At 59.2% G+C, this 13,121-nt stretch carries 13 protein-coding genes and 1 pseudogene; 8 read left to right on the top strand and 6 right to left on the bottom strand.

The window, feature by feature from the left end; translation table 11 throughout:
• Positions 1-29 precede the first annotated feature (29 nt).
• The 3 genes from HGP12_RS20960 (at position 30) to HGP12_RS20950 (ending at position 2,745) form a co-directional block, all read left to right on the top strand.
• Positions 30-1,190 (top strand): DnaJ domain-containing protein, encoded by a 1,161-nt coding sequence (locus tag HGP12_RS20960; protein ID WP_168840810.1) that lies wholly within the window; start codon positions 30-32, stop codon positions 1,188-1,190.
• 122 nt (positions 1,191-1,312) lie between these two features.
• Positions 1,313-2,131 carry an enoyl-ACP reductase FabI gene (gene fabI / locus HGP12_RS20955; protein WP_149637018.1) on the top strand — a complete coding sequence of 273 codons (819 nt, stop codon included), beginning with the start codon at positions 1,313-1,315 and terminating at the stop codon, positions 2,129-2,131.
• Between the two features lie 17 nt (positions 2,132-2,148).
• On the top strand, positions 2,149-2,745 hold the full coding sequence (locus HGP12_RS20950; protein ID WP_168840811.1) for a histidine phosphatase family protein: 597 nt from the start codon (positions 2,149-2,151) through the stop codon (positions 2,743-2,745).
• A 57-nt stretch (positions 2,746-2,802) separates the two neighbouring features.
• Here HGP12_RS20950 and HGP12_RS20945 read toward each other — a convergent pair whose 3' ends face one another.
• Complete coding sequence (locus HGP12_RS20945) at positions 2,803-3,546, bottom strand: bifunctional 2-polyprenyl-6-hydroxyphenol methylase/3-demethylubiquinol 3-O-methyltransferase UbiG (protein WP_168840812.1); 744 nt, start codon at positions 3,544-3,546, stop codon at positions 2,803-2,805.
• Between the two features lie 191 nt (positions 3,547-3,737).
• Entirely contained in the window at positions 3,738-3,998 is a 261-nt protein-coding gene (locus tag HGP12_RS20940; RefSeq protein WP_112341176.1) for a DUF1344 domain-containing protein, read from the bottom strand.
• A gap of 414 nt (positions 3,999-4,412) precedes the next feature.
• Here HGP12_RS20940 and aroC point away from each other — a divergent pair, with 414 nt between their 5' ends.
• Together aroC and ribB are read left to right on the top strand one after the other, a co-directional pair.
• Entirely contained in the window at positions 4,413-5,510 is a 1,098-nt protein-coding gene (gene aroC / locus HGP12_RS20935) for a chorismate synthase (protein WP_168840813.1), read from the top strand.
• A gap of 10 nt (positions 5,511-5,520) precedes the next feature.
• A complete protein-coding gene (ribB, locus tag HGP12_RS20930; protein ID WP_168840814.1) occupies positions 5,521-6,624 on the top strand; it encodes a 3,4-dihydroxy-2-butanone-4-phosphate synthase in 1,104 nt (367 codons plus the stop codon).
• Positions 6,625-6,693: 69 nt separating this feature from the next.
• Here ribB and HGP12_RS20925 read toward each other — a convergent pair.
• Positions 6,694-7,937, bottom strand: a pseudogene (locus HGP12_RS20925) (argininosuccinate synthase).
• Positions 7,938-8,075: 138 nt separating this feature from the next.
• Here HGP12_RS20925 and HGP12_RS20920 point away from each other — a divergent pair.
• Positions 8,076-8,537 carry an Lrp/AsnC family transcriptional regulator gene (locus HGP12_RS20920; protein ID WP_168840815.1) on the top strand — a complete coding sequence of 154 codons (462 nt, stop codon included), beginning with the start codon at positions 8,076-8,078 and terminating at the stop codon, positions 8,535-8,537.
• A gap of 116 nt (positions 8,538-8,653) precedes the next feature.
• On the opposite strand, the gene HGP12_RS20915 is transcribed toward HGP12_RS20920, so the two are convergent.
• The 3 genes from HGP12_RS20915 to HGP12_RS20905 form a co-directional block, all read right to left on the bottom strand.
• Positions 8,654-9,184 (bottom strand): GNAT family protein, encoded by a 531-nt coding sequence (locus HGP12_RS20915; RefSeq protein ID WP_312862920.1) that lies wholly within the window; start codon positions 9,182-9,184, stop codon positions 8,654-8,656.
• A 103-nt stretch (positions 9,185-9,287) separates the two neighbouring features.
• Complete coding sequence (locus HGP12_RS20910) at positions 9,288-10,337, bottom strand: dipeptidase (RefSeq protein ID WP_168840817.1); 1,050 nt, start codon at positions 10,335-10,337, stop codon at positions 9,288-9,290.
• An 86-nt stretch (positions 10,338-10,423) separates the two neighbouring features.
• Positions 10,424-11,614, bottom strand: coding sequence for a winged helix-turn-helix domain-containing protein (locus HGP12_RS20905; protein ID WP_168840818.1), 1,191 nt, complete (start codon positions 11,612-11,614; stop codon positions 10,424-10,426).
• A 208-nt stretch (positions 11,615-11,822) separates the two neighbouring features.
• Here HGP12_RS20905 and HGP12_RS20900 point away from each other — a divergent pair, with 208 nt between their 5' ends.
• Together HGP12_RS20900 and HGP12_RS20895 are read left to right on the top strand one after the other, a co-directional pair.
• Positions 11,823-12,500 carry an energy-coupling factor ABC transporter ATP-binding protein gene (locus HGP12_RS20900; RefSeq protein ID WP_168840819.1) on the top strand — a complete coding sequence of 226 codons (678 nt, stop codon included), beginning with the start codon at positions 11,823-11,825 and terminating at the stop codon, positions 12,498-12,500.
• Positions 12,500-13,102 carry an energy-coupling factor transporter transmembrane protein EcfT gene (locus tag HGP12_RS20895; protein WP_168840820.1) on the top strand — a complete coding sequence of 201 codons (603 nt, stop codon included), beginning with the start codon at positions 12,500-12,502 and terminating at the stop codon, positions 13,100-13,102. Before HGP12_RS20900 ends, HGP12_RS20895 begins: the two co-directional genes overlap by 1 nt.
• Positions 13,103-13,121 lie beyond the last annotated feature (19 nt).

Raw genomic sequence — 13,121 nt, 5'->3', positions numbered from 1 at the left:
TGGCATACCCATGAACAATGGCGGGAAAGATGCGCGATCCTTACAAGGTGTTGGGCGTTAAGCAGGATGCCGGAGCCGACGAAATCAAGGCTGCCTGGCGCAAACTGGCAAAATCGGTGCATCCGGATCACAATCAGGGCGATCCGACGGCGTCGGAGCGTTTCGCCGAAATCGGCCGCGCCTACGAGACGCTGAAGGATCCGCAGAAACGCAGCCGCTACGACCAGATCGCGCGCATGGCGGAAGCGAAAGGCCAGAGCCGGGAGCAGACGATCATGCAGCAGCGGCAGGCGGCGCGTGACGCTGCCGAGCGTGCCAAGGCCGCACGCGCCAATGCCGAGAAGATCATGGAGGAACTCGCCCGGGCGAATGCACGCAAGGCAGCCGCTTCCGCCGCATCCGACCAGCAGGCGGGCGCAAGCGAGTCACCTGAAGACGTTGTCGAACGCATTTTCGGGGTTAAGGCCGGCCGCACGCAGCAGAACCAGGCCGCAGCCGAGACGGTTGCGCAGCACGCCGAGAAGCAGCAGGAAGCCAACGCGGCCGCCGCGGAAGAACTGCCCGCGGAGGAGGAACTGCTGGCGACGGGAACCTCTGCCGCCGGTCCACGCTCCACCTTCGGCATTCTCGGTTCGCTCGTGCGCCGCTTTACCGGCGCCAATATCCAGGAGAAGCCACCGGAAAAGACGCCCGAGGTGGCCGCCGAAACCACCGTGACGCTCGACGACATGTTGAAGAGCCGCTGGATCACCGTTCCGCTGTCGGATGGCCGCGAGGCACGCTTCCAGGCGACGACGGATATCGCCAACGGCCAGGTGCTGCATCTGAAGGGTCAGGGACTGAAGCTGCAGGGCATGCTGCGTGGCGATGTCGCCATCACCGTCCATCTGTCGACCGACGGACGCTTCACACTCGACGGCAGCGATGTGCGCACGATATTGCCCGTCACCATAGAAAATGCGGTCCTCGGCTGCGAAACGACCGTCGAAGGGTTGAACGGGCCGGTCAGGATCACAGTGCCGGCCTGGTCCGGCTCGGATCAGGTCATTCGCATCTCCGGCGAAGGATTACCCGATGGCAATGGCGCAAAAGGTGATCTCGTCGTCGAATTGCGGCTGATGCTGTGGGAAAAACCTGACGATAAGGTCACGGATCTGATGCGCAGCATGCGCGAAGGGCTTTTCCTGTGAAATTTTGGTGACAACAGCACCCTTTGTTACGATCCCTAACAGTTGATGATCTTTACGATGCTTGAACAGGGGAACGGCCTATGCCATAGGCAGGATCATTCGAAAGTTCAAGGGAGCAGAATATGGCTCAATCCACTGGCCTCATGGCAGGCAAGCGCGGCGTCATCCTCGGCGTAGCAAACAACCGTTCGATAGCGTGGGGTATTGCCAAAGCCTGCTCGGATGCCGGAGCCGAAATCGCATTGACGTGGCAGGGCGACGCCCTCAAGAAGCGCGTCGAGCCGCTTGCTCAGGAACTCGGCGCCTTCATGGCAGGCCATTGCGACGTGACCGAACCGGCAACGATCGATGCGGTCATCGACACGCTGGAAGCGAAATGGGGCAAGATCGATTTCGTCGTGCACGCCATCGCCTTCTCAGACAAGGACGAGCTGACCGGCCGTTACCTCGATACCAGCCGCGACAACTTCACGAAGACGATGGACATCTCCGTCTATTCGTTCACGGCGGTTGCACAGCGCGCCGAGCGAATCATGAATGACGGCGGCTCGATGATCACCCTCACCTATTACGGTGCGGAGAAGGTCATGCCGCACTACAACGTCATGGGCGTTGCCAAGGCGGCTCTGGAAGCAAGCGTGCGCTATCTCGCCGTAGACCTCGGCGGCCGCGGCATTCGCGTCAATGCGATTTCGGCAGGCCCGATCAAGACGCTCGCAGCCTCGGGCATCGGTGACTTCCGCTACATCCTGAAGTGGAACGAGTACAACGCGCCACTGAAGCGGACTGTGACGATCGACGAGGTCGGCAACTCCGCCCTCTACCTTCTGTCCGACCTGTCAACGGCCGTCACCGGTGAAATCCACCATGTCGATTCCGGCTACCACACCGTCGGCATGAAGGCCGTGGACGCGCCTGACATTTCCGTCGCGAAGGACTGACCAACAGGAATCTGACCGTGTCGCCCATCCTCTATGTGATACGTCACGGTCAGACCGACTGGAATGCCGAGCGCCGCCTGCAGGGGCAGAAAGACATCGATCTCAATGCCATCGGCCGCGAACAGGCGCGGCAGAACGGCATCGATCTCGCCGAAATCCTCGCCTTCGAAAACCGGCCCTTCGATTTTATCGCCAGTCCCCTGCGCCGCACGCGCGAGACCATGGAGATCGCCAGGGACGCCATGGGCCTGCCGCCCAAGGACTACAGCACCGACGACAGGCTGGTCGAGCTGTCCTTCGGTGCCTGGGAAGGCTTCACCCTCAAGGAACTGAAGGCGACTGACCCCGATCGTCTTGCCGAGCGCAAGGCGAACAAATGGGATTTCATCCCGCCCGGCGATGATGCCGAAAGCTACGAAATCCTCTCCTGGCGCGTCGGCTCATGGCTGACATCCGTAGACCGGCCGACGGTCTGCGTCACGCATGGCGGCGTCATCCGTACGCTGTTCCGTCTGATCGGGGATGTCGAAAAGGAAGAGGCGGCGGAAATCCCGATCCATCAAGACCAGATCCTGAAAGTCGATCCGGAAATGAAGATTATCGGCTGGATGTAACGCTATTATCCGGTAGTTGCGACAACTTTTCCGGAATTCGGTAACGACGGCTCGTATTCAGTCGTCAAATGCCATCTTCGCCGCAGCCAGCAGAAGAACCGCCGGCCGACGAAGATTTATCGATAGTGCAGGTCGCTCGTTCAAAAACTCTGGAAGAGGGCTTGGCTCGCCAAGATGATTCAGCCGAAATCCTGCCCTGAGTAGGGTCGTTACATACGTTTCAACGGTACGATGGTATTTTTCGACACCATCGATGAACCATTTCGTATGGCGGATGCCTTCAGTTTGGTAATTGTCCAACGGCCAGTTGAGCGGATTGCCATCCGCATCCTTCGTCCAACCAACCGGATTTGCCGTACAGACGGGATGCTCCACGGAGAAGATGAACTGACCCTTGTTGGGAAGGCACGCATGCACACTCAGCACCATGGAAGCGTAGTCATTAACATAGTGAATGGCCATTGAGGAAACGACCAGGTCAAAACTTTCTGGAGGAAATGCGATTTCCTCAATCGAGCCGCAGAGGTATTCGATTTGAGAATCATTGGTGAGAACCCTCGCCTCTGCGATCATGTTCTCAGACACGTCCAATCCGGTGACCGAAGCGGCACCACACGATCTGGCATAGCGAGCAAAATCGCCAAAGCCGCATCCCATATCGAGGACGCGAAGCCCGGCGAGATCAGGGAGCGCCGCACGAAGAGCCGGGACCTCCAAAGCCCCATTTATGCCGGTGTCGTTCAGTCGGAGCTTCTTGTAACCTTCAAAGAAAATGGGCTCATTGTAAATATTCTGCGGCATGGCTCACCATGGGAAATTCGCTACCTAAAAGAGAATAGACTATTTCGGTATCGCCGCAATGATCGCCGTTGGAGCGAAGCAGTCGCCAGAGACACATCCAAAGCTGGAGGCATTTTCCGCTTGATTGCACCATTTTCGGTAACGAATTTCTTAAAATACTCTAAAAGCCGCGGGCGGCAATCACACGCTATTCACTGGACGATATCCAGATCATTGACGACGCGCTTGCCGTCGACTTCCGTATAGAAGACCACGACCTTCACGCCGGCCTGAAGGCCATTGAAATCGAAATCCTCCGGCACTTGATAGTTCTTGCCATCATCCAGGGTGATGCTGAAGTTCTTCGCATCGACCTTCTTGATCGTTGCCTCGACGTCGGCGCTTTCGGCAAAGCCTGCGACGGGCGCAAGCAGGCTTGCCGTGGCCAAAAGCGTCGCTACAAAAAAGCGCATGGTGGTTACCCTTCAGGTCGTTTTGATTGTGATTTCTTATGCGGCCTAGAAAACACGGCGAATATGGCGGAAGTTGCCCCCAATAGTGGCTTCGCTCGCCCAATTGGTGAATGTGCCGTCACAATCCACAGTGCGGATTAATCTTTGTTTACCATGCCGATGAACGGCGGAAGCCGGCGTCGAACGGCGCTTCCGTGGCAGCGAAAGAAAGATTTTGTCTTGCCGGCTTTTTGGCCCCTCCGGATAATCGAGGTCAAACCGGCCTCGATCATCCGGCATGGGAATCAAATAAGTAGAGCATGATGTCACCCGAAAACCGCTTACACTTTTCGGCATCATGCTCTATGAGTGGGCCGCAATTGCAAGAGACAAGACGCAGCCTGCCGGCAGGCTGCAGCAAACCGGTCATTTCCCATGTCGCACAATACATTCGGTCACCTTTTCCGCGTCACTACCTGGGGCGAAAGCCATGGTCCGGCGCTCGGCTGTGTCGTCGATGGCTGCCCTCCCGGCCTCCGCTTCAAGCTCGCAGACATCCAGGCCTGGCTCGACAAACGCAAGCCCGGACAATCGCGCTTCGTCACGCAGCGGCGCGAGGACGATCTCGTCAAGGTTCTCTCGGGCGTGATGATGGACGAGGACGGCGAGACGATGATCTCGACCGGCACGCCGATCTCGATGCTGATCGAGAATACCGACCAGCGCTCGAAGGATTATGGCGAGATCGCGCGGCGCTACCGGCCCGGCCATGCCGACTATACCTATGACGTCAAATACGGCATCCGCGACTATCGCGGCGGCGGGCGCTCGTCGGCGCGCGAGACAGCCGCACGCGTCGCGGCCGGCGGCATTGCCCGCCTCGTCGTGCCCGGCGTGACCATCCGCGGCGCGCTGGTGCAGATCGGCAAGCACAAGATCAACCGCGCCAACTGGGACTGGGCGCAGGTGGACCAGAATCCATTCTTTGTGCCCGATCCGGAAATCGTGCCGGTGTGGGAAGAATATCTCGACGGCATCCGCAAGGCCGGCTCCTCGATCGGCGCCGTGGTTGAAGTCGTGGCCGAAGGTGTGCCGGCGGGTCTCGGCGCCCCGATCTACGGCAAGCTCGACCAGGATATCGCCTCGCTGCTGATGTCGATCAACGCCGTCAAGGGCGTCGAAATCGGCGAAGGCTTCGCCTCCGCTGAACTCACAGGCGAGGAAAATGCCGATGCGATGCGCATGGGCAATGACGGCAAGCGCATCTTCCTGTCCAATCATGCCGGTGGCATACTAGGCGGCATTTCCACGGGCGAGCCGATCGTTGCGCGCTTCGCCATCAAGCCGACCTCCTCGATCCTGACGGAACGCCAGTCGATCGATGCCGACGGCAACAATGTCGATGTGCGCACCAAAGGCCGCCACGATCCGTGCGTCGGCATTCGCGCCGTGCCGATCGGCGAGGCAATGGTTGCCTGCGCCGTTGCCGACCACTATCTGAGGGATCGCGGCCAGACGGGCCAGCAGAGGTAGGAATTTCGAGATGTCTTACGACCAGAAGCGCGTTGTCGATGCCATCCGGGCTTTCGAGGCCGGCGAGATCGTCGTCGTCATGGACGATAACGACCGCGAAAACGAAGGCGACCTGATCGTTGCCGCCGTTCACTGCACGCCCGAAAAGATGGCCTTCATCGTCCGGCATACCTCCGGCATCGTCTGCACGCCGATGCCGCGCGAGGAAGCCAAGCGGCTCAACCTCAACGCCATGGTGGCGGAAAACGATTCCGCGCATACGACGGCCTTTACAGTCTCCGTCGATTTCAAGCACGGTACGACAACAGGCATTTCCGCCGACGACCGGACGTTGACGGTGCGCAACCTGGCCAACCCGAACATCGGCGCAAGCGATTTCGTCCGGCCCGGCCACATCTTTCCGCTCATTGCACGCGAAGGCGGCGTGCTGATGCGTTCTGGCCATACGGAAGCCGCGGTCGACCTCTGCAAGCTCGCCGGCCTGCCGCCGATCGGCGTCATCAGCGAGCTCGTCAATGACGACGGCACGGTGACGCGCGGCCAGCAGGTCGTCGAATTTGCCGAGCAGCACGGGTTGAAGCTTGTTTCCGTCGCCGATCTCATCGCCTATCGCCAGCGCAAGGAAACCCTGATCGAGCTCGGCACCAGCTTCGATATCGAGACGCCGTTCGGCAAGGCGCGCGCGCATACCTATTCCCTGCCCTGGGATCCGATGCAGCATCTCGCCGTCGTCTTCGGCGATATCCGCGACGGTGTCGACATCCCGGTGCGCCTGCATCCAGAAAGCGTCGCCGAGGATCTGTTCGGCAAGCGCCGTCCGGTCGATTTCTATATGAAGAAGATCGCCGAGGAAGGCCGCGGCATCATCGTCTATCTGCGCGAAGGCTCCGTCGGCGTCGGCCATTTCGACAATGGCCGCAAGGCGCGCCAGGCCGAACGCGAAAGCCATGCCGAGGCGCAGGCGCGCGACAGCGAGTGGTTGGAAATCGGCCTTGGCGCACAGATCCTCAAGGATCTCGGCGTCAGCTCGATCAAGCTGCTCACCAGCCGCGAGCGGCACTATGTCGGCCTCGAAGGCTTCGGCATCAAGATCGCCACGACGGAGATTTGCTGATTCCACCCTCCCCTTCAAGGGGGAGGTGATTGAAGCTGTCGGCCCTCAAACTCGGCTCATCTCCGCAACTTATGAATTTTGCGCCAGGCCGGGTCTGCCCGATTTCCCGTTGCGAGCCGCCCAGCTTCTAAGACGCAGCCCGTTGAGCTTGATGAAGCCTTCGGCATCCTGATGGTCGTAGATGCCCGAACCTTCCTCGAAGGTAACCAGATCCGCCGAATAGAGCGAATGGGGTGAGCTGCGTGCGATGACACTCGCCGACCCCTTGTAGAGCCTGACCGTCACCTCGCCGCTGACGTAAGTTTGGCTCACATCGATCAGCGCCTGCAGCATTTCGCGCTCCGGCGCATACCAGAAACCGTTATAGATGAGCTCCGCATAGCGGGGCATGATCTCGTCTTCAGGTGAGCAGCCGCGCGGTCGAGCGTGATCGACTCGATCCCGCGATGAGCTGCCAGCAAGATCGTGCCGCCCGGTGTCTCATAGACCCCGCGGGACTTCATGCCGACAAACCGGTTCTCGACCAGATCGAGCCGCCCCACTCCATGTCTGCCGCCAAGTTCGTTGAGCGCTGTCAGAAGGGCTGCCGGAGACAGCTTGTCGCCGTTGAGCGAAATCGCGTCGCCCTTCTCGAACCCAATGGTAATGACCTCCGGCAGGTCGGGTGCATCCATGGGATCGGCCGTGCGCTGATAGATATACTCGGGCGCGATATCGGCCGGGTCCTCCAGCACCTTGCCTTCGGTCGAGGTATGCAGCAAATTCGCATCGACCGAGAAGGGCGCCTCTCCTCGCTTGTCCTTGGGGACGGGTATCCGATGCCTTTCAGCGTAGTCGATAAGCTGCGTCCGGGACTGAATGTCCCATTCGCGCCATGGCGCGATGATCCCGATCGAGGGATCGAGCGCATTGGCGGTTAATTCGAAGCGGACCTGGTCGTTGCCCTTGCCGGTCGCTCCGTGGGCAATAGCGTCCGCGCCGACTTCCTGCGCAATGCTGACCAGATGCTTCGCAATCAGCGGACGGGCGATAGAGCTGCCAAGAAGATACTGGCCCTCGTAGAGCGTATTGGCGCGGAACATCGGGAAAACGAAGTCGCGCACGAATTCCTCGCGGACATCCACGATCCGGATATCCTTGATCCCAAGCATTTCAGCCTTCTTGCGTGCCGGTTCCAGCTCCTCGCCCTGGCCCAGATCGGCGGTGAAGGTTACGACTTCACATTTATAGGTCTCCTGCAGCCATTTCAGGATGATCGACGTGTCCAGACCGCCCGAGTAAGAGAGCACGATCTTCTTGAGCTTTTTCGGCATGAATGAGTTTCCATCTTCGCGTTGAACGGATGGAATGTTAGGCTAACTTGCGCGCAACGAGCTTGCGAAGAATGCAGGGAAGGTTCAGGAATTGGCATAAAATGCCAAATTCTACGGATTGAGAGGCCGAAAACGCCAATGAATTTAGACGATATTGACCGCCGCATCTTGCGAGTACTTCAACGAGATGGGCGTATTTCCAATGTGGAACTGGCGAAGGAGGTCGGGTTGTCGCCTTCACCCTGTCTTCGCAGAGTACGCCTGCTGGAGGAAGCAGGCGTCATCGACCGCTACGTTGCCGTGCTCGATCCGACAAAGGTCGGCGCCAGCCTTACGGTCTTTGCTCGTGTCTGGTTCAAAACACAGGATGCCGAGATAACGGTCCAGTTCGGTGAGGCAATCCGGCGCTTTCCGGAAGTGATGGAATGCTACCTCACGACCGGGGAATGCGATGCGATCCTGCGGATTGTCACCGCGGATCTACACAGCTATTGGCGCTTCCAGGCCGATTATCTGACACGCATTCCCAGCATTTTGAATGTCAAGACGGATGTGCCGATGGAAACGCTGAAGCAAAGCTTCGAGCTGCCGTTGAGATAAAGAATGGTGGGCTCCTCGAACCTCGTTTGCGAAACTGCCGCGAAGAGCGGAAATCCTGCATCCGCTTTTTCTTGCACGGCGACGACTTTTTCAGGCCGCCGAATTCCAAGTTCAAATTAGGGGTGGCTTCCCGACAGGAATTCTCGATCCAGCAGGCCCATCATGATGTCGTCGTGCCAGCTGCCGTTGACGTAGGCGGTCTCCCGCTCTCTTCCTTCGACAATAAAGCCGCATTTTTCATAAGCGCGGATGGCACGTTTGTTGTAGGCGAGCACGCGGATTCCGATGCGATGCAATCCCATCTCGCCGAAGGCATGGCCTAGCAGAAGCGTGATTGCTTCCGTGCCAAAGCCTTTGCTAAGCAAGGCTGGATTGTTGATACCGATTGCCATCGTCGCGCGCCTGTCCTGGCGATTGACGTTGTCCAATCTGATTTCGCCGGCAAAGACGCCATTGATTTCGATGACCCACGCATGCGGATGATCGGTGAGCCATTGCAGCCAACGGGCGGCGCCTTCCCGGGTAACGGGCTTCATGTCGTCCTTGTTTACGCCGTACATCTCCGCGATCTCGGCATGGCTCCCCAAGGCGAGACGCGTTTCCATATCGTCATTGCAAGGTAAGCGAATCTTGACATTCTTACCCACTAGAACGGCTGACAACAGCAAACCCTCCGCACTTTAAAGATATCCGTTTCGAGCCGACCCGATTTCTGCAAAACGCAGGAATTTTACGAAATGGCGGTCAGCTCTATGGCCATGTGAGGCCGAATACGCGAAGCCAATTATCATAGGCGAATTTTTGCAGGATCGGTTCATCGAACCCGCTTTTGCGCATGGCCTCCATGAGATGGGGCAAGCCGCTTGCATCCTTGATCTTACGAGGCATGACAGCCCCATCAAAATCCGATCCAAGAGCGACCCCATCCGTTCCAACCCGGGCAATGAGATAATCAATCTGACGAACAACGGCTTCAAGCGGGGTATCTTCCTCAAGATGGGCGTCCGCGCGAATGTCATTGACGGCCAAGTTCAACCCGACGACCCCGCCGGTATCGCGGATGGCATCCAATTGCCGATCGGTGAGGTTACGGGTCGACGGACATATGGCATGGGCGCAAACGTGCGTAGCCACCAGCGGAGCGGTGCTCAATGCCGCGACATCCCAAAATCCGCGCTCGTTCAGATGCGAAACATCGATCATTATCCCGAGTTCATTGCATCTTCTGACCAGGCTCTTTCCTAAATCGGTCAGTCCCGGTCCCGTATCGGGCGATCTCGGATAGGCGAACGGAACGCCATAGCCGAAGATATTCGGGCGGCTCCACACGATGCCCAGGGATCGAAGACCGACATTGTACAGGCTATCCAGATAGCCGAGATCGGGGTCGATGGCGTCGGCCCCTTCCATGTGAAGTACGATGGCAAAGGCGGCGTCATATCGTGCCGCTTCAATCTCGCTGACGCTCGTTGCAAGACGTATTTTATCACCCGAGCGCCCAATCAGCTTCCTTACGGCTGAAAGCTGCCCATCGATCTGCAGCCGAGCATGGTCGGGACGCACGGCTTCTGCATAGCGAACCTCATATCCATCGTCCGTGATCGTCAGATCATCCACCGGCTCATGCTCCGGCGAGGCATGCATCGCGAACAATCCGCCGGCCAAGCCTCCTTCGAGCGCTCGCGGAAGATCGAGATGCCCGGCCTCCGATCGAGCCAGAAAATCGCGGCCCTCAGGCCTATAATCCAGCATGAACTGGACCGCATCATTATGCCCGTCGAAGATCCGAATAGTGTCCATGCGATCGCAGTCCCCATAGGTCAGAGGCAGTTTCGCTTACGCGTCAAGGCAATTGGCTGTCGATCTCCCGAAAAGAAGGAGGCCGATCATCCCCGCCAGCCCTCGAGAAACACCACTTTCTCGACGCCGGCAAAGCGCGCGACACGCTCTAGCTCGGCTTCGAGCTTTTCCAATCGGCCTGCCGATGCCTTGATACCCGGTTCCAGCCACAGGCGTTTGACATCCAATGTTCCCGCCTTGCGGTCGGCCTTCATGTCGATCCGTCCGATCAGACGGTCTCCTTCCAGCAATGGGAAGACGTAATAGCCGTATTCGCGCTTCGGTTCCGGCACGAAAATCTCGATGCGGTAGAAGAAGCCGAACAGTCGTTCGGTGCGGTTGCGGTCGCGCAAGGTCGGATCGAAGGGGCTGAGAACGCGGATGCGCGCCGGCGCTTCCGCATAGTCGTCCAGCGTCGCATGGAAATCGAGGAAGGCAAAGGAAGGCCGCGGCTTACCGCCGCCGGCGGGTTCGATCAACACATCGATCAGTTCGTCCCGATGCGTCTCGACCCAGCTCTTTGCCTCTTGCGGTGTCACCAGATCCCAGAAGGCCGCGATTTCGCCCGACGTGGCAAAACCCAGGCGCTGCAATGCGCTGCGACAGGCCCAGTCGACGAATTCGTCATGTTCCACCTCCGGCTCGTGGAAATGGCTCGGCAGCACGCGTTCGACAAGGTCATAGACCTTCTGGAAATTGGTGCGGCCGGCGATGGCGAATTTGCCGGTGCGCCAGTAATATTCGAGCGCCGTCTTGTTCGGATGCCAGTTCCACCAGCCGCCGGAGACATGATCCTCCGCCTTGACCTCGCGGGCGGTGATCGCGCCGTTCTTCAGCACGCGCTCGTAGGTTTCCTCGAAAGCCGCCTCGAACCCCTCGCCGCGCCATTTGCGCCAACGTGCGATAATCGCCTCGTCCTCGCGGCGGAAGCGATGCTTCCAGTAGACGAAGAAGGCGCTCGGCAGGATGGAGGCATCATGAGTCCAGTTCTCGAACAGCGCACCATCCTTTTCCAGAAGCTCCGTCAGATGCTCGCGCCGATAGGTCTGGTTGCGCGAAAACAGGATCTGGTGATGGGCGCGCTCGACAGTCGAGATGCTGTCCACCTGCACGAAACCGATGTCGTGGATGAGCTGCAGCAGGCCCGCTTTGGTCAAGGCGCGGTTCGGCGGATTGGCAAGCCCCTGCTTGGCAAGGAACACGCGGCGGGCATCACGATTCGAGAGCAGATTCGTCATGGGCGGATCATAGGCATAAATTCCCATGCTTTCAAAGAGGCCCTGATTTGATAAATCGGCGCGATGCGCTATAGCTCCGCGATAGAGCAATTCCAGGAAAAGTGCGTAGCGGTTTTCCGTCCGGGATTGCGTGAAAACAACAGGCTGGAGCGGCACCGAGGTTCCGTGAAACGCTGAACCGCTCCAGCTTATCGAACAGGGAAACCGCTTGGATATCCGCTTCGACAATGCCGGCGTCGATTACGGCACGCGCACCGCGCTGTTTCCGCTGAGCCTGACGCTTCAGGAGCGTCGCATCGGAGTGATCGGCCTTAACGGTTCCGGCAAGACGACCTTCGCGCGGCTGATCAACGGGCTCGTCAAGCCGACGACGGGACGTGTCACCGTCAATGACCTCGATACGGTCGGCGACGCCGGCAAGGTCCTTGGCAAGGTCGGCTATATCTTCCAGTCGCCGCAGAACCAGATCATCCTGCCCATCGTGCGCGACGACATCGCCTTTGGGCTCAAGGCGCGCGGATACGGCAAGGCCGAGATCGAGGCGGCCGTCGAGGGCATTCTCAGCCGGTTCGGCGTCGGCCATCTTGGCGCGCGGCGGGCACACGAGCTTTCCGGCGGCGAATTGCAGATGGCGGCCCTTTGCTCAGTGCTGGTGACCGGCCCCGACATCCTCATTCTGGACGAGCCGACGAACCAGCTCGATCTGAAGAACCGGGCACTGGTGCAAAAGACCATCATGGGCCTGCCGGAAAGCACCATCGTCATCAGCCACGACCTGCCTCTGCTCGAGGATTTCGAGCGGGTACTGCTGTTCGACCAGGGCCGGCTCGTCGCCGACGCTCCCGCGGCGGAAGCGATCGCGCGCTACAGGGAGATGGCGGGCTGATGCAGACGCTGCATGTCGACGTCGATACCTGGCTGCACCGGCTCTCGCCGCGCGTGAAGCTCCTGGCACTCGCCGCACTTGGCATTCTGCTGTTTCTGACGAATTCTATTGCGGTGCTTGCCTGTGCAAACCTCATTGGCGCAGGGCTCTATTTCAGCACGGGCCTGCCGATCCCCAGCGCATTGATGCGGCTGCGGCCGATCCTGATCTCGATTGCCGTGCTGGCAATTTTCGCGGCCCTGGTCGGTCCGCTGCAGGCCGCAATCGTCACCGCGCTACGGCTGACGGCACTGGCGCTGTTTGCCGCCACGGTGACGGCGACGACATCGATGGCCGCTTTCATCGACGAGATCACCGCCCTTGCAATGCCGCTCGAAAAACTCGGCCTGCTCAAAGCCGCCGATATCGGGCTTGCGATCGGTCTCGTGATCCGTTTCGTGCCCGAGATTCTCGATCGTTACCGCGCGATCCGCGAGGCGCATGAGGCACGGGGAATCAAGATACGCCTGGCAACCACGCTCGCGCCGCTGATCATCCTGACGCTGCGCGATGCGGACAATATCGCGGCGGCGATTGACGCGCGCGGCATTCGGCGTCAATGAACATGGGTCTTTTCGAAGG

Source organism: Rhizobium sp. P28RR-XV (assembly GCF_012641385.1).
Taxonomy (GTDB): domain Bacteria; phylum Pseudomonadota; class Alphaproteobacteria; order Rhizobiales; family Rhizobiaceae; genus Rhizobium.
Note: the sequence above shows the minus strand (reverse complement) of the source record. Positions and strands in the feature narration are given on the sequence as shown.